This window comes from Streptomyces albireticuli, assembly GCF_002192455.1.
Lineage (GTDB): Bacteria > Actinomycetota > Actinomycetes > Streptomycetales > Streptomycetaceae > Streptomyces > Streptomyces albireticuli_B.
Genome location: NZ_CP021744.1, coordinates 7942294 through 7957777, shown reverse-complemented (window position 1 = coordinate 7957777; position 15484 = coordinate 7942294). Strand labels below are relative to the sequence as shown.

Here is a 15484-nt window from a genome sequence, read left to right as displayed (position 1 = left end):
CCGGGCGAAATCAAGCCCGTCCGGCGCTTGAGGCCACCGCGCGTCAGCGCGGCCGGGCGCCCGGGGCCCTCCCCGGTTTCGGGAAGGGGCGGGGCTGGGGGAAATCGCCCCCACGTACGGCCAGTCGGCACGGTTACGCAAGGTATCCGAAGAAAGCCGCCGTAAGGGGATATTCACTAGCGGAACGGTCATCCGGTCGGCAGCCTTGAGCCATGAACGCCCAGCCCCATGACATGCCCAGCCATTCCGGGCTCGGCGCCCCGATCGATGCCCGCTCCTTGTTCGCCCCGGAGCAGGCCGCGCTGATGACCACGCTGAGAAGCCTGGCACCCGCCGACTGGGGCAAGGAGGCGGTGCCGGGCTGGACCGTCCAGGATGTTGCCGCGCACGTCCTGGGCGACTTCTACGGGCGTCTCGCCCGGGACCGCGACGGCCACCAGGGCGGCCCCGGCTTCGCGCCGGGTGAAACGCTGGAGGCGTTCATCCACCGCATCAACCAGGAGTGGGTCGACGCCCACCGCCGGGTGAGCCCGGCCGCGCTCACCGACACACTCGACCTGATCGGCGGGCAGGTCGCCCGGTTCTTCGAGGCCACCGACCCCGGCTCACCCTCACTGGGGGTGTCCTGGGCCGGGGTCGATCCGGCGCCGATGTGGCTGGACAGCGCCCGCGACCTCACCGAGTACTGGACCCACCGCCAGCAGATCCGCCACGCCGTCGGCCAGGACACCGACCCCGATCCGCGCTTCCTGTCCCTGGTCCTGGACACCTTCATGCGGGCCCTGCCCCACACCCTGCGCGAGGTCACCGCGCCGGTCGGCACGCAGATCCAGGTACGGATCGCCGGCCGGGCCGGCGGCAGCTGGACGGTGACGGCCACCGGGGATCACTGGTCGCTCGCCGAACCGGACGCCGAACGTCCCGCCGCGCTCGTCGGCCTGGAAGCGGAGACCGCCTGGCGCCTGTGCACCCGCGGCATCCAGCCGGACAGCGCCCTGGCCCGCGCCCGCATCGACGGCGACCGCGAACTGGCCGAAGCGGCCTGCCAGATCGTGTCGATCGTCTACTGACGCCGACCGGTTCGGCGGCAGTCATACGTGGCGACGCCTGCATCCCATAGCCGCTGTCGCTGCCCAGGACGAACGTCATGGCGGCTCCCGGCCGGTACGGGTCGGGAGCAAAGAGTGCCGGCCAGGGACTGGAGCCGGCCCTCGCAGGCGAGGGTGGATTCCAGGGGGATGAGCGTACGGGCGGTGGAGTGCGGTGCGCGCAGGGCGGCGCGCACGCGCTCCGGGTCGATGAGCCCGAGCCGTGCTCACCCGAATCGGTGACTGTCGCCATATCGAGCCGGGCCCTGAAGCCTCCGGCGGCAAACTCAAGGGCCGCTCCGTTCAAGCCTGTTCGTAACGTGGCGGCGGGACTAGGCTGGGCATCGCGGCCCCGGCCCTCGGCAGCATCGAGATGTGAGTCGCTCCGAGGAGGTACGTGGTGTCCGTAGAACGCAGCACCGTCCTCACCCCCGCAGAAGCCTCCCGAGGGGCAAGCGCGCGCGTGTCCGCACCGGGCCGTCGCTCCTCGCCTTCCGGCGGGCCACGAGACCACGTGCTCATGGTCCGTGGAAGCCTGGACCTTTCCGGAGTTCCGGTGCTGCGCGAGCGTCTCCTGCGCGTATCCCACAGCCCCGGAAGCCGGCTGGTCCTCGACCTGTCCGGCGTCACCTCCTGTGACGCCCTGGGCCTTGGACTGCTCGTCGCCACCGCCCGCCAAGCCCGGCGCTCCGGCGGCGACCTCTGCCTGCTCGCGCCATGTCCCGCTGTCGCCCGGGCGCTCAAAGCCAGTGGGCTGAGCAGGCTGCTCCCAGCCCTTCCCGGTACTGAGGGGCAGCCCGGTGCCGGAGCGGACGACGGACTCGTCCCGCACCTGGGTGATCACAGACAGAAGAGCGGCCGCATCAGCGGCCGCACTGAACCCCCGGGAAGCTTCCGCGAAGAGCACCCGCCGGAAGCCGCCTGAGACCGGATCCCAGCGAGTCGATCTCCGCGGCCCTTTCCGCTGGGGTAGCAGGGGACGGGCACCAGGTTCGCTGGGACCGAACCAACCTGGACTGTCCGCTCTTCCACCCCGCGGCTTGCTCCGTCTCGTTCCCGCCTGCCCTTGAGAGCTCGTACCCTCGCCGGTGCCTGCCGGGTGGCGCCCACCCAAGTGGGCACCACCCGGGGCGTACGGGGTCAGTGCTTGAAGGCGTCCTTGGCCTTCTCGCCGGACTGCTTCAGGTTTCCCTCGGCCCGGTCCGTCCTCCCCTCGGTCCGCAGCCGCCTGCTGCCGGTGACCCGGCCCAGGGTCTGCTTGATCCTGCCGTGGAGCACCTGCTTCTTGTCCCTGATTTTCTTCGCGAGGCTCATAGAGGGCCTTCTCTCATCCGTAGGGCTCGGCTACCGCGCGTGTGATCTCCGTGCAGCCCGCCCTTCCCCTGGAGGACGGGCCTGGTGCGGATTACCTGCGGCTCCCGGCGTACCGGCGTCCACGGCCCCGGTGGCCTCGACGGTGGCGGGCGAAACCCAGGATCCAGACGATCAGCACGACGGCCGCAGCGATCCACAGCAGGGGCACGACGAAGCCGAACCCGAACAGGACCAGGGCCAGCAGGAGAAGGACGAGCAAAAAGATCATGACCGGGCCTCCAGACGGGGACAGGGAGGATTCCCTGAGTTCCGCGGGGTCCGGGCGAAGCTGGACGGGGGCGCCGCCCGGAGGATGCCCGGGCGTCGTAGCCCTACGCCGTGGTGTTCAGTCAACGCCCGGCGCCCCTGGCTGTCAACGAGCCGGCGATAATGGCGCGTTCCGGTCCCGCGACCGGGACGGGGGCCGGCGAGGTGCTCAAGGCCTCTTCGCGGTGTGGTTCTCCGCCGCGTCGGCCGGCGTGCGGGGCTCCGCACTCGCGCAAGGGGAGGATTCCCGCACCGATGCGCACCGAACGCGCCCCGCCGGGGCGCGTTCGGTGCTCGCTGCCGCCCGGGGACCCGGGTGACACCGTGCAGGCTGGCCCTCCCCGCGTCGTCCGGACAGTCGTCCGGCACCGGCCGGTTCAGGCCCTTTCCCCGGTACATGGCGGACCGCGCCGTACGGTGGCCGTGTCTGGTGGACCGTTGCTGACCGACCAGACCGAAGGCGGGGACGCCGCTCGCGCTCCGCGCGCCTTCGGTGGTACGGAACAGCGGCGCAACCACGCTGGCGACAGCACAGCGTCGGCCGACCCGGAGGCGGCGATGGCGAGTTGGACCGCCGACCCGAGCAATCCGGCGACCGCAGCGAGCGGCCGCACGTCTGCGACTGGGTTGTCGCTCAGCTGCCCGCTGTCCCGTTCCTCGACGTCAGGCCGCGTGCCAGGCGGTGAACCAGGCGACCGGCCTCGTCGCGGACGGCCTTCCTCCTCATCGGCAGTGGACGCACTTCTCGCGCTTGCCGGTGGTCACGGCAGCCAGGCGTTGGTAGCTGCTGAGGAGATGCTTGCAGCACCTTTCGATGGTGAATTGGTCGGCGTCAATGCGTGCTTGGGCGGTGACGTGACCGTTGTCGTCGAGAGCTGCGCGGAGGGACCTGAGGAGTGCGACGGGGTTGTCGGGTTCGAAGAGGTAGGCGTTATGGCCGTCGGAGAGGATGCTGGTGATGCCTCCGCTGGAGGGGTTGACCACAGGGATCCCGGAGGCCATCGCTTCGACGACGGTGCAACCGAAGGTCTCGTAGGGGCAGGCTGTGCAGAACGCGTCGCAGGAGGCGTAGAGAGCGCTGCGGTCGGCGCCGCGGACGAAGCCCAGGAGGTGGATCCGGGGTGAGGCCGCGGCAAGTTTGGCGATCTGGGCGGTGATGTCGGGCGGGCCTTCGCCGGCGATGAAGAGGGAGAGGTCCTCGTTGCCGGGGGTGGTGCTCAGCTTGAGAAAGGCCTCGATGACAAGGTCCAGACGCTTTTCACGGGCAAGCCGACCCAGGTAGAGCACGCGTTTGCCGCGGCCGTCGTAGCGAGGTGCCAGCTTGGAGAGAACGGCGGGGTCGGCGCAGTCGGCGCTGAACGAGTCGACGTCGACGCTGTCGAAGGGGACTTGCTCGATCCGCACGTCGCTGAGGCCGCCCAGAGTGTCTGCGGCGTAAGGGGTCGCGCAAATGGCGGTGTCGAAGTGGCGGTACACGTAACGCATGACGGGCGGGAACAACGAGGTCGCCAGGTGGCGCCAGACCGGGTAGCTACGGGCGAAGTTGAAATGGTCGCCTTGATACTGGGCCACATAAGGCACGCCGTGCCGTCGTGCGTAAGCGTGCCCCGGCAACCCCCACGATCCGAATACGAAGGATCGTTCAGGGTCGATGACGACCACCAGGTCCGGCGCGATCTTCTCCAGTGCGCTGTCGATCTGCGCGAGCGCGGCTCGGCGCGGGACGCGCAGCATCGGATAGGGCAGCCACGGCTTGGCGGCGTAGGAGAACAGCTCCAAACCCTGCGCGCCCGTCGTGACCCGGGTGCTGCCGTCGGTGAGTTCGGGAACCAGCAGGCATAGACGCACGTCCTGCTGCGAGGCGAACCACCGGGCTCGCTCCACATTTCCCAGCGAGATTCCGCTGACCTCAGGCGGAAAGCTCGCGGTGATCCAGGCGACGGTCATCGGGGCTGATTCGGCACGAGGAAGCAACTGAACGACCTTTCCAGCGGTATCAGGGCTCTCCCTGACTCACGGAGGTGAACCACTCCGGGGTCGGTGGAGAGCGATGTGGGGGGTTCAGCGGGCCTGTGCGGCCCCTGGCAAGCAGGGCACCTGACGTCCCGAGGGCCGCCAGGTGCCGTCCCGTTCGATGCTCTCGGTCTCGCAGATCGATCACGGCCTGTACGTGCGCGTCAGCTACCAGGGGTACCAGGCACCGTTGTACCACTGCTCGTTGGCGCTGTCGTTGTGGTGATCCATGTTGAAATCCTCGGGGTAGTTCTTGACGTGGTTGTTCGGGTAGGTCCAAATGCCGGCGGACTCGTCGCAGACGTAGTCCCAGTGGCAGATCGTCTTGACCGGGATGTTGCCGAAGGACCTGTCGGCGCCGGCGAGCGGAGCGCCTATGAGACCACCGAACGGCACGGCTCCACCGTTGGCTCCGGGAGGACCCTGACGCTTGGGGTCCGAGATGAGAATGGCGTTGACGTTGTCGAACGTCCGCCAGTTCTCGGTGACCCAGATGTGGACCACCCCGGCGCCCAAGGAGTACCCGGCCATCTTGACGTGCTGGCCCGGGCACGCGGCGCGCTGGTCGCGGACCAGCCGGTTCAGCTCATTGACGCCTGCCCGGGCGCTCGCACCATTGGGAATCTGGGTGGGGTACCCGACATGCTGCTGGATGTTGCCGTAGAAGCGGTCGTTGTTCCATGAGCTGCCCGTGCCCCCGACAACGATCGTGTAGGTGCCCTCGCACGGAGCAGCCGCTTGCGCTGTGGACTCCTGAACCACGGAAAGCCCCGTTGTCAGCAGAAGAGCGGTCAACGCGGCCGCGATTCTCCCTCGTCTCATTCGATCTCCCCATGTAGTTGGAGTACTCGTCGGCCAAGGTCGCCGAACGACCATGACAGCGGTCGATGAAATCCTGATGACCTGCGGGCACTGACGGAGCACGCGCCAAGGGCGGGCAGGCGGAGGTCCCGGCGACGATCTCGAACCAGTCCGCCCCGTGCCCGGCCACCGCCACCGCCACCGGCGACATCGATCGACTGCTCAGGCGTCGCCCCCTCGTCACTCGTTCGGTAGAAACGTATGCGCTCCCCGGTGTGGTCCGGGATGCTTCGGGCATTTCCGGGCTAGGTGCGGATCTGCACTGTGCACGGACATCAGGGGGTGCTCCATGGATCAGCAGGAGTTGTACGAACCGCCGGTGATGGTGGAGGTCGGTGACTTCGCCGATCTCACGCGCGGCGAGGCCCTCGGGTCGCAGTACGAGGGCGGATTTCCTCCCTATGAGTGGTACCTGGGGCCCAGCTGAGACCGAGGCCGTCGATCCATGGCTGGTGACGTGTGGTTCGTGGTCCTTCCGGACGGTGATTCGGGCTCGGCCGCCGCGCGGCTGCTGAGTCCCTGGGCGACCGAGGCCGTCGCTCACCACTCCGGCCGGCCGTGGGTGCTGGGCAGCTGGCCGGACGGCCATGTGACGGTGGGCGCGGCCGGGGCGCGGCGGCTGGCGGTGATCGGGCGCTGCCCGGTCACCGCCGGTGAGCTGTCCGCGCGGGCCGGCCGGGTCCGTGATCTCGCGGACGTGGAGCGGGCGGCCCGAGATCTGACGGGCAGCTTTCATCTTCTGGCCTCGGTGGACGGCCGGGTCCGGGCCCGGGGCAGCGCGTCCGGGGTGCGGCGGCTCTTCCACGCACGCGTGGGCGGGGCGGTGGTGGCCGCCGACAGAGCTGACAGACTCGCCGCGGCGGCCGCGTCCGCCACGGGGGCCGGGCCCGGCGTGGACGAGGGGATCCTGGCTCTGCACCTGCTGGCCTCGCCTCTTCCGTATCCCTTGGACGAGCGGTGCGTGTGGCGGGGTGTGCAGGGCCTGCGCCTCCGTGACTGCCTGCTGATCGAGGCGGACGGCCGGGCGCGTCCGCGGCGGTGGTGGACGCCTCCGGAGGCGGAACTCACCCTGGCGCAAGGGGTGCCCGCGGTGCGCGAGGCGCTGACCACCGCGGTGCGTGCTTGCACGGCCGGCGGCGGCACGGTGAGCTCGGACCTCTCAGGAGGCATGGATTCCACCAGCCTGTGCTTTCTGACCGCCCACGAACAGGACCGGAGTCGGCCGGAGAAGGCCCGGCTGGTGACCCTGCGCTGGCGGAGCCTCGACCCCGACAACGACGACGACGCCTGGGCGGCACACGCAACCGCCATGCTCCCCGGCGTCGGGCATGTGACACCGTCCCCCCATGAATGGCCCCTGTGGTACAGCGGTTTGACGGATATGACCGGCAGCACGGTCCCTACCGACGAACCGGGTCCCTGGGTACGCGACAGCGCCAGAATCACGACGGCCGCCCGCCTGATGACCGCCCGCGGGTCACGCCTGCACATGACGGGCGGAGGCGGCGACGAATTGTTCTCCGCGCTTCCCCCGCACCTGCACGACTACGTCCGAAGCCATCCGCTGGCGGCGTTCGCCCGCCTCCGCGCACACCGCGACTCCCAGCACTGGCCCTTGTGGCCGCTGCTGCGCCGGCTGGCCGACCGCCGGACCTTCGCCCAGTGGGTGGCGGCCTGGGCGGACAGCCTCACCGAGCCGGAGCCGCCGCCCACCACGCCGAGCCACCGCGCCCCCTCGACGGCGTGGGGCGTGGACCTGCGCATGCCCTCGTGGGCAACTCCTGACGCGGTGCGCGCCGTGCAGAGCCTGCTCCACGAGGCCGCCGGGACCGCCGAGGCCCTCGCACCCCGGCGGGGACAGCACACGGCGCTCGCCTGCGTACGGAACGGTGGGCGCGGCGTCCGCCAGCTGGACCACGTCTTCTCCCGCGAGGGACTGGCGTACGCCGCGCCCTACCTCGACGACCAGGTGCTCGACGCGGCGCTCGCCATCCGTGTGTCCGAGCGCAGCGCACCCGGCCGGTACAAACCGGTACTCGCCGCCGCGATGGACGGAATCGTCCCCGGCTCCGTCCTGCGCCGGCGCACCAAAGGCGAGTACAGCGTCGACTTCCACCACAGCCTGCGCCACAACCGGGCCGCGCTGGTGGAGCTGTTCGACGACTCGCACCTCGCCCGCGCCGGCCTGATCGACGCGGCGGCCGTCCGCACCAGCCTGCTCGGGGTCCACCCCACACCGGACGCACTGCGTTCCCTCGGCCCCAGCCTGGGCAGCGAGATCTGGCTGCGTACCCGTGCCGGAAACGTCCGCCCACCGAGCCCCGCGACCACCCTAGGGGCACCGTGAGCCTCGGCCTCACACAGTGACGGACGTCTGCGCGACGCGCCCGGAGAACGGCATGGTGCCAGGAGTACGGTCCCGGCCCGCTCCGTGGCCGGCCGAGGTGGGAGCGAGGCGGCCGTGGCCGGACGCCCGCATGTGAGCGACCGTGGGGTCCCCTCGATTTCACTCCGCGAAGGGCCTCTACGGTCGAAAGCGTCCGATGTTCCGCCGCAGATGGGAAAGATCATGATTACTGGAGTGAACAGGGCCGTGGTCTGGGTCCTGGACCAGGACTCGGCCTTGGCGTTCTTCACCGACAAGTTCGGCCTGGAGGTGCGCGCGGACGCGCCGTTGGGTGAGGGCATGCGCTGGGTCGCCGTGGGTGCCAAGGCCCAGCCGGAGGTGCAGGTCTCCCTGATGGTCCCGGGGCCGCCGATGATGGACCCCGCCTCCGCCCAGCAGCTCACCGCGCTGATCGAGAAGGGTGTCCTGGTCGGCTGCACGTTCACCGTCGCCGACTGTCACGCGGCCTTCGCCGACCTGTCCGCGCGGGGCGTGACCTTCCTCCAGGAGCCGCAGCCCAGGCCGTGGGGGATCTCCGCGACTCTGCGCGACGACGCCGGAACCGTCCACGAGATCCTCCAGCCCCACCACCAGGGCCAGGAAGCGACCGGCTGGAACCCTGACCGCGGCCGGCACGGCAGCCCGTCGCTCCGGCCGCCGGAAGGGTTCCCTCGTCCTCCCGGGCGCCCGACGGGTGGCCGCACCGACGGCCGGCGGAAACGATGACCACAACCGGGCCCTTCCGGGCCGTCCGGCAACAAGGTGGAGCCATGGCTTACGACGAAGTACTCGCCGAACGCATCAAGGAGCGGCTGGAGCCCGAGGGGGTGGTCGCGAAGAAGATGTTCAGCGGCCTGACCTTCCTCCTCCAGGGAAACGCCCTGGCCAATCTGTACGACGAGGGCCTCATGGTGCGCGTCGGCGAGGATGGAACCGCCGAAGCCCTGGCCCGCCCCGGCGCCGCGCCCCTGGTCATCCGGGGCAAGGAACAGAAGGGCTGGGTCCTGCTGGCGGAGGAAACCCTCGACGACGACATCCTGGACGACTGGCTGACCTGGGCCATGGACGTCACCGCCGAGCTCCCGCCCAAGTGAGCCACCACCGGCCGGGTCCGGAGTCACACCGGCATCACCCGGGAGAACGGCCGGGCCGGCTGTCCCGGCCGAGGCGAGCCCGCCAAGTCATCGCGCGGCGCCGGGCGGACCGCCGACCATGCCGCAGCACGGGGCGCTCCCCGGTCGATTACCGGCCGGGTTCCGCGGACCCGCCCGACCACTCCCCACACACCGGTCGAACGGGCCATGATGGTCCGGATCCGCCTGCCGGGGAGGGGTGTTGGGGATACAGGACGAAACAGCGGGGCAGCCCGTCGGCGAACTCGCGGACCGTGCCCGGGACCTCGTGCGGCGATCCACGGGCGCCCGCGCGTTACCGGCGCCGGAGGAGCCCGCGCAGGGACCGCCCGCCGCCGAACGGGACGCGCTCATCGAGGAGATCCGGCAGTTGCTGCCGGAGCTGACCGACCGGCTGCCCGGCGACGCGGTGCTCCCGGCGGTCCTCGCACGGCTGGGCGCGCTGATCGGCGCCCGCTGGACCGAGACGCGCGAGGAGGCGGACCGTAAGGAGGCCATCGCCCTGCTCCGGCAGGCGCGGGAAGGTGACCGGCTCGGCACCGAGATGCGCACGGACGCGGCACGGGACCTGCTCGTCCTGCTCGCGGGCCGGTTCGGCGCGCGTCGCCCGCTGAGCCTTGAGGCGGTGCAGAACCTCCTGGACGTCTCGGTGCCCGAGCGACTGGACGGACCCGGGTTCATGGAGGCCCTGCCCGAGTTCGAACAGCTCGCCCACGAACTCGCCGCGAGCAAGCGCGAGGGACTGCCGCAGGGCATGGCGGAGATCCTCGCCTTCCAGACGGAGTTCCACGCGGCACTCGCCGCCGGGGACGGCCCGGCGATGCTGCGCCTGGTGGGCCGGATGAACACCCTGGACCAGGGTCTGCTGGGGCCGATGGCACAGTTGGTCCAGCCGCTGATGCGCATGATGCCCGCTTCGGCGGAGGAACTGCCCTCCGCCGGCCTGCGGCCCCCCACCCAGGACGAGCAGCAGGAACTGCGGCCGCTGCTCGGCCTGATGGCCGAGATCGCCCAGCCGGGCTCGCTCTCGGCGGACCAGATCTCCGGCCTGCTCCGGGAGGCCGAGGAGCCCGCGCCGAAGACGGGCCTCCAGGTGTCCGACAGCGTGCTCGCCATGGCCCGCGCGCTCCTGGGTGCCCGTACCGGCGACGCCGGTCAGTACGAGGAGGCCCTGCGCCTGCTGCGCAGAGCCTCCGAGGAGCAGGGGCAGGACGAGGATTTCGCCTGGCTCGTGCGCGGGGTGCTGCCCGGGGTTCTCGCCGGATCCGCGCTGACCGGCGGCAGCAGACTGGACTCCGCCGTGGCCGAGCAGTTGCTCCAGCAGTCGCTCGCGCCCGGCGTCGGACCGCTGGTCGCGCAGCAGCCGCAAGGCCGGCCCGGGACCCTGGACGTACTTCGGTCGAATCGGCAGATGCTGCTGATGACGAAGCTGTCACAGGCCGCCGACGCCGAGGACGTACCGGCCCTTGAGGACCTGATCGGGGAGGCGCTCGACCTGCTGGACGAACTCGACGCCCCGGACGGGCCCGACGCGACCGGCGGGCAGGCCGAGAGCCCCGAGGCGGCGGGCGCGCAGCGGTTCATGCCGCTCTTCCTCCTGGGGTACGCCCATCTGGCCCTCGCGAAGGCCACTTCCGACGCCGACGCCCTGCGCAGCGGGAGCCACCACCTGGACCAGGCGTACACGGCCGCGCAGTCCCAGCCGTTCGCGCGGCGGCTCATGGACGCCCTGTGGGCGCCGCTGATGGCCCTCACTTCCTTCCTCGATCCGGAACCCCAGCGGGTCGCCGCGGCGGTGGAGCGCGCCCGCGAGTCCCTCCGGCACACGCCCGTCGTCGCCGACCAGCGGATCCGCACCCGGATGGGCATCGCCATGGCGCTCACCCTCCGGTACCGGGCCGAGCCGGAGCCGGCCCTGCTGGACGAGGCCCTCGCCGAGCTGGAACGCGCCCGGGGCGAGCTGTCCTCCGGCACCGCTCAGGTCGCCTCCGCGCTGTACTGGGAGCTGGCCGAGGGCTACGCCACGCGGGCCGGCGGCGGCGCCGGGCCCGATCTGGCGCGGGCCGTCGCCGACGCCCGCGACTCGCTGCGCGCGACCGCCGCCGACGTCCTGCTCCAACAGGGTGTCCAGCACGGGCTGGAAGTCGCCCGCGGCGGCGCCGCACGCGGGCTGACCGCCGCTTCCTGGGCCGCTCGGGCTGACCGCCCGGACCAGGCGGTGGCCTGTCTGGAGGCCGGCCGCGCCCTCGTGCTCGCGGCCGCGGCCGTCTCGGCCACCGTGCCGGAACGGCTCGCCGCGCTCGGTGAGGAGGAGCTGGCCCGGCAGTGGCGGAACGCCCGGCCCGGCGCGGGAGGCACGGCCCCCGGCGCGGAACCGTCCACGTTGCTGACGGCCCTGCTCGACGGGCCGCTCGACGGACCCGAACTGCCCAGTGGGCTGCGCCGCCGGGCACTGGAACTCCTGCGCGGACAAGACGAAGGGCAGGACGGACAGGTGCCCGAGGTCACCGATCTGCGGGACGCGCTCGCCCGGTCCGGCGCGGACGCGCTCGTCTACCTGCTGCCCGGTGAGAAGGACGAGGAGGGCTGGGCGCTGCTCCTGGTGCCGGACCGGCCGCCACGTGTCCTGCCGCTGCCGGCCCTGTCCGCGCGGGGCCGCGCCCCGGTCGCCGCCTATCTGGAGGCCACCGGCGTCCGGTTCTCCGCCCCCGGCGGGGCGGAGCGCTGGGAGGCCGCGCTGGACGTCCTGTGCGACTGGGCCGGTACCGGGGTGATGGGGCCGGTCCTGGACGGACTCGGCCTGTGGGAGCGGGGGCTTCACGAGGCCGGCCTGCTCACCGGGCCGGCGCCCGCGTCACCGGCCGCACCGGTCCGGCTGGCCCTCGTCGCCTGCGGGAACCTGGGCGTGGTGCCCTGGCAGGCCGCCCGGCTCACCGTCCCGGAGCGGTGGCGCGAGGCCGGTGCGCCCGCGACCGTACGCGCCTGCGAGGCGGTCGTCATGACGTACGCGGCCTCCGGGCGGGAGTTCCTGCGGGCGGCGCGCACCCGGAGGCTGCCGCTCGCCCGGGGACAGGCGCTGGTCTGTGTGCCGGCCGGTCTCGACATGGCCGAGGACGAGGTGCTCGCGGTGCACGACGCGTACTACCCGCGGGCGGCCCTGTACGGCGAGTTCGATACCCGCGACTTCGAACCGCCACCGCCCGACGGCACGCCGGCCGAGGTGCTGGGGCTGCTGGGCGCGGAGACGCCCGCGGCGCGGCCGGTCGCCGTCGTCCACCTCGTCTGCCACGGCACGGCCGGCGCGGACCCGGGCTCCTCGGTGCTCGAACTGGCCCGGCCCGCCGGCGCCGGCCCCGAGGCCGGCCGGCTGTCGGTGACGGAGCTGCTCGACGCCCCGACGGCCCCGGCCGACGCCGGACGGCCACTGGTCGTTCTCAGTGCCTGCGAGACCGACCTGAGCACCCGCGACCACGACGAGGCGCTGACCGTCACCACCGCGTTCGTGCACGGGCTGGCGGCCGACGCCGTCGGCTCGCGCTGGAAGGTCAGCGACGAAGCCTCGGCCGTCCTGATGACCGTCTTCCACCACCACGTGGCCGCCGGGCTGGCCCCGCCCGACGCCCTGCGGGCGGCCCAGCGCTGGATGCTGGCGCCCGCCGGGGCCCGGCCCCCGGTGCCGGGCCTGACACCGCACCTGCGGCGGACCGCCGCCCGCCCGGAGCTGTCCGGACCCGCCTTCTGGGGCGCCTTCATCCACCAAGGCAACCCCGCACCGGCCCCGCGCACCGACGGGCCGCACCGGCTTCCGCACCGCCCGCAGCCACACCACGGGGAAGGAGAGCCGGCCGCATGACCCCCGACGACCTGGTCGCCCTGCTCGGCGACCACTGGCCGCAGACCCTCGCGGCGCTCGCCCCTGACGAACAGGAGGAACTGGCCGGGCTCCTTCAGAACCTGGCGAGCGCCGCGGACTCCCAGGCCGTGCGGGCGACGCTGCGCCGTCTGCGGCGGCTGCTGCGTGCCCTGCCCGACGAGCACCCGGTGACCCGGGCCCTGCGGGACGGCGTCCGCTTCGCCGGCGCCCCGGACGCCCTGGAGGTGGACCGCGCACCGGTGCTGGCCCTGCTGGCGACGCTGCACGGTCCGCCGGAGCCCGACCCGGTCCACGCCCGGCTGCTGGCCGCGCCCGCCCTGCCCGCCGCCGACGTCGCGGCCGCCCCCGGCGAGCCCGGGCTGATCCGCCTGCGCCACCCGGCACTCGGGGACCGCTACCCGCGGTTCCAGTTCGCGGCGGGCACCACCCGCCCCCTGGCCGTCGTCAGCCGGATCAACCGGCTGCTCATGGCCGACCGGGACCCCTGGGGCGCGGCCGACTGGTGGCTGGGCGGCAACCGCTGGCTGGGCGGCGTACCGGCCGACCTCCTCGGGTCCGTACCCGACGAGGAGCTGGCCCGGGCCGCGCGCGAACTGGTGGAGGGCGACTGATGGCCCGCCAGATCCCGCCCACCGGAATCCCGATGGAACCGCTGACGCACCCGCTGCCGGCCGGTACCCGCCTGTGGCGGCTGCACCTGGACGACTACGAGGCGGCCGAGTTCAACCCGAGGCTCGCCCACGAGTTCTTCCGCGGCAGCCGTTTCGACGCCACCGAGAAGGACCCGTACCCCTACCTGTACGCCGCCCTGGACCCGGTGACGGCGCTGTCCGAGGTCCTCCTGCGTTCCGTCGACTTCGACGACGCCACGGGCACCCGGCTGGTGCCCTGGGCGCAGGCCTCCCGGTACCGCCTGTCGGTGCTGCGGACGACCGCGGAGCTGTCCCTGGTCGACCTCACCACGGCCGAGGGCCTGGCCGCGGTCTGGCAGGACGCCTGGCTCGTGGACTGCGAGGAGGAGGACTACGACAAGACCCGCTACTGGGCACGCCTGATCCGGGAGCACTGCGCGGGGGCGGACGGCCTGCTGTGGCAGTCCAAGCGCTGCCGCCCCCGCACCGCCCTCCAGCTGTTCGGCGACCGCTGCGGCCACGGCCCGCTCCGCGCCGAACCCGGCGTGACCCTGCGCCTGGACGCCGAGGACGACGTGCGGGAGGTGAACGCGATGCTGGAGCCGCTGCGCGCGCGGATCTCGGTCCCCGAGGGCTGACGCGTCAGGTGGACACCGGACAGTCCTCAGTGGTCGAACGTCTCGAAGGTGACGACCGCGGAGTCCTCGCTCTCCCAGCGGACTTTCACCCTCACCTCGTCCGCCTGAAGTCTGCCCGGCGGCCTGAGGATGCCGAGGGCGAGCCCTTCCTTCCGTTCCACCACGCTGTCGGTTTCCGCCCCGTCCGGCTGTATCCGCTCGCCGGAAAGCGAAGCGAGCCAGGGGCGGGCATCGGCGCGCGACATGCGGAAGGTGCCCGACTCGGTGTGGCCCGCGAGGCCGCCGCTGAGCTCGGTGCACCGTTGGTCGCTCGCGTGGTCGGGAAGTACCCAGCCCATGGCGTACATGGCCTCCGAGCAGGCCAGCGGGCGTTCTTGAAAACCTTCGTCAACGGTGTCCTCGGACCCGGTGAAGGCGTACGTCAGACCGCCCAGGGCCGCGGCCGCGGCCAAGGCGACGAGCCACAGCGCCTTACGGCGCTTCGGGCGAGGGGCGGGCGTTGACGTCTCTGCTGCTCTGGACATCAAGAAAGTATGACCCAAGCGGCATCAACACGGTTCCCACCGGACAGTCCCTGACCCTGGAACCTCACACGTTCAGGAGCTTCCAGAGCTGGTTGGGGCCGCCCTCGCACGGCCAGCTGAGGTAGCCCGCACCGTTCCCCAGTCCCCCGCGGGTGTCGAGGCTGAAGCATTTCCCGCTTCGCTTCTCGATCAATTGATAGGTGTCGTTCCCCTGGTACACCGGCCGCCACATCTGGGTGTCCGCGCCTACGCACTGGAACTGGACCACCCTTTGCCCGGTGCCCCCGTCGGCGGCGTTGACCGTGAGGCACTTACCGCTGTGCGCCACCACCAGGTAGAAGTGCGTGCCGTCACCTGTCGGCCGGAACTCCCACCGCTGGTTGGTTCCGCCGTTGCAGTCCCAGTTGAGCACTACCGCGTAGTTGTCGGCGCTGTAACCGTTGACATCTACGCATCTGCCGGACAGGTAGTTCTGGAGGTAGTGGACGCTGTTGGCCGAGGCCGAGGCCACGCTGGGGTGATGGTTCTGGGCCGCTGCGGGTACGGCAGGGGTCAACGCGAACGCGGCGGCTGTCGCGGCTATTGCCAAGCGGTGCTTGATCACGGTCTTCCTCCCGACGGTACTGCGGAGATCTCTCCTGCGGCGCCGCAGAAGCGAAGAGTCACCTGTGACCCGGAACACGATCACACGCTAATCGCGCCCGCGGGCGCCTCC

Annotated in this window: 15 protein-coding genes; 9 read left to right on the top strand and 6 right to left on the bottom strand. The window is 71.8% G+C overall.

Annotation, left to right across the window (positions count from 1 at the left end; translation table 11 throughout):
* Positions 1–212 precede the first annotated feature (212 nt).
* Positions 213–1070 carry a maleylpyruvate isomerase family mycothiol-dependent enzyme gene (locus SMD11_RS33835; protein ID WP_087930072.1) on the top strand — a complete coding sequence of 286 codons (858 nt, stop codon included), beginning with the start codon at positions 213–215 and terminating at the stop codon, positions 1068–1070.
* 538 nt (positions 1071–1608) lie between these two features.
* Complete coding sequence (locus SMD11_RS37410) at positions 1609–2013, top strand: STAS domain-containing protein (RefSeq protein ID WP_418952545.1); 405 nt, start codon at positions 1609–1611, stop codon at positions 2011–2013.
* A gap of 215 nt (positions 2014–2228) precedes the next feature.
* Here the strand turns inward: SMD11_RS37410 and SMD11_RS33825 are convergent, their stop codons facing one another.
* The 4 genes from SMD11_RS33825 to SMD11_RS33810 form a co-directional block, all read right to left on the bottom strand.
* Positions 2229–2402: a CsbD family protein gene (locus tag SMD11_RS33825; RefSeq protein WP_087930070.1), complete on the bottom strand. Its 174-nt coding sequence runs from the start codon at positions 2400–2402 to the stop codon at positions 2229–2231.
* 91 nt (positions 2403–2493) lie between these two features.
* Positions 2494–2670, bottom strand: coding sequence for a hydrophobic protein (locus SMD11_RS33820; RefSeq protein ID WP_199844014.1), 177 nt, complete (start codon positions 2668–2670; stop codon positions 2494–2496).
* Between the two features lie 761 nt (positions 2671–3431).
* Entirely contained in the window at positions 3432–4655 is a 1224-nt protein-coding gene (locus SMD11_RS33815; protein ID WP_087930069.1) for a glycosyltransferase, read from the bottom strand.
* A 234-nt stretch (positions 4656–4889) separates the two neighbouring features.
* Entirely contained in the window at positions 4890–5543 is a 654-nt protein-coding gene (locus SMD11_RS33810) for a cutinase family protein (RefSeq protein WP_087930068.1), read from the bottom strand.
* Positions 5544–5871: 328 nt separating this feature from the next.
* Between SMD11_RS33810 and SMD11_RS35110 the strand changes: the two genes are divergently transcribed.
* From SMD11_RS35110 to SMD11_RS33780, 7 genes are all read left to right on the top strand, one after another.
* Positions 5872–6009 carry a lasso RiPP family leader peptide-containing protein gene (locus SMD11_RS35110; protein WP_107421993.1) on the top strand — a complete coding sequence of 46 codons (138 nt, stop codon included), beginning with the start codon at positions 5872–5874 and terminating at the stop codon, positions 6007–6009.
* A gap of 18 nt (positions 6010–6027) precedes the next feature.
* Entirely contained in the window at positions 6028–7929 is a 1902-nt protein-coding gene (locus SMD11_RS33805; RefSeq protein ID WP_087930067.1) for an asparagine synthase-related protein, read from the top strand.
* Positions 7930–8163: 234 nt separating this feature from the next.
* Positions 8164–8694: a VOC family protein gene (locus SMD11_RS33800; RefSeq protein WP_199844013.1), complete on the top strand. Its 531-nt coding sequence runs from the start codon at positions 8164–8166 to the stop codon at positions 8692–8694.
* Between the two features lie 44 nt (positions 8695–8738).
* Entirely contained in the window at positions 8739–9062 is a 324-nt protein-coding gene (locus tag SMD11_RS33795) for a TfoX/Sxy family protein (protein WP_087930066.1), read from the top strand.
* Positions 9063–9303: 241 nt separating this feature from the next.
* A complete protein-coding gene (locus SMD11_RS33790; RefSeq protein ID WP_087930065.1) occupies positions 9304–12954 on the top strand; it encodes a CHAT domain-containing protein in 3651 nt (1216 codons plus the stop codon).
* Positions 12951–13586: a hypothetical protein gene (locus SMD11_RS33785; protein WP_087930064.1), complete on the top strand. Its 636-nt coding sequence runs from the start codon at positions 12951–12953 to the stop codon at positions 13584–13586. Before SMD11_RS33790 ends, SMD11_RS33785 begins: the two co-directional genes overlap by 4 nt.
* Entirely contained in the window at positions 13586–14245 is a 660-nt protein-coding gene (locus SMD11_RS33780) for an RES family NAD+ phosphorylase (RefSeq protein WP_087930063.1), read from the top strand. The genes SMD11_RS33785 and SMD11_RS33780 overlap by 1 nt, the downstream gene beginning before the upstream one ends.
* A 26-nt stretch (positions 14246–14271) precedes the next feature.
* Here SMD11_RS33780 and SMD11_RS33775 read toward each other — a convergent pair whose 3' ends face one another.
* Together SMD11_RS33775 and SMD11_RS33770 are read right to left on the bottom strand one after the other, a co-directional pair.
* Positions 14272–14769, bottom strand: a complete 498-nt coding sequence (locus SMD11_RS33775; protein ID WP_159395450.1) for a hypothetical protein — start codon at positions 14767–14769, stop codon at positions 14272–14274.
* A 64-nt stretch (positions 14770–14833) separates the two neighbouring features.
* Entirely contained in the window at positions 14834–15280 is a 447-nt protein-coding gene (locus SMD11_RS33770) for an RICIN domain-containing protein (RefSeq protein ID WP_159395449.1), read from the bottom strand.
* Between the last annotated feature and the right edge of the window lie 204 nt (positions 15281–15484).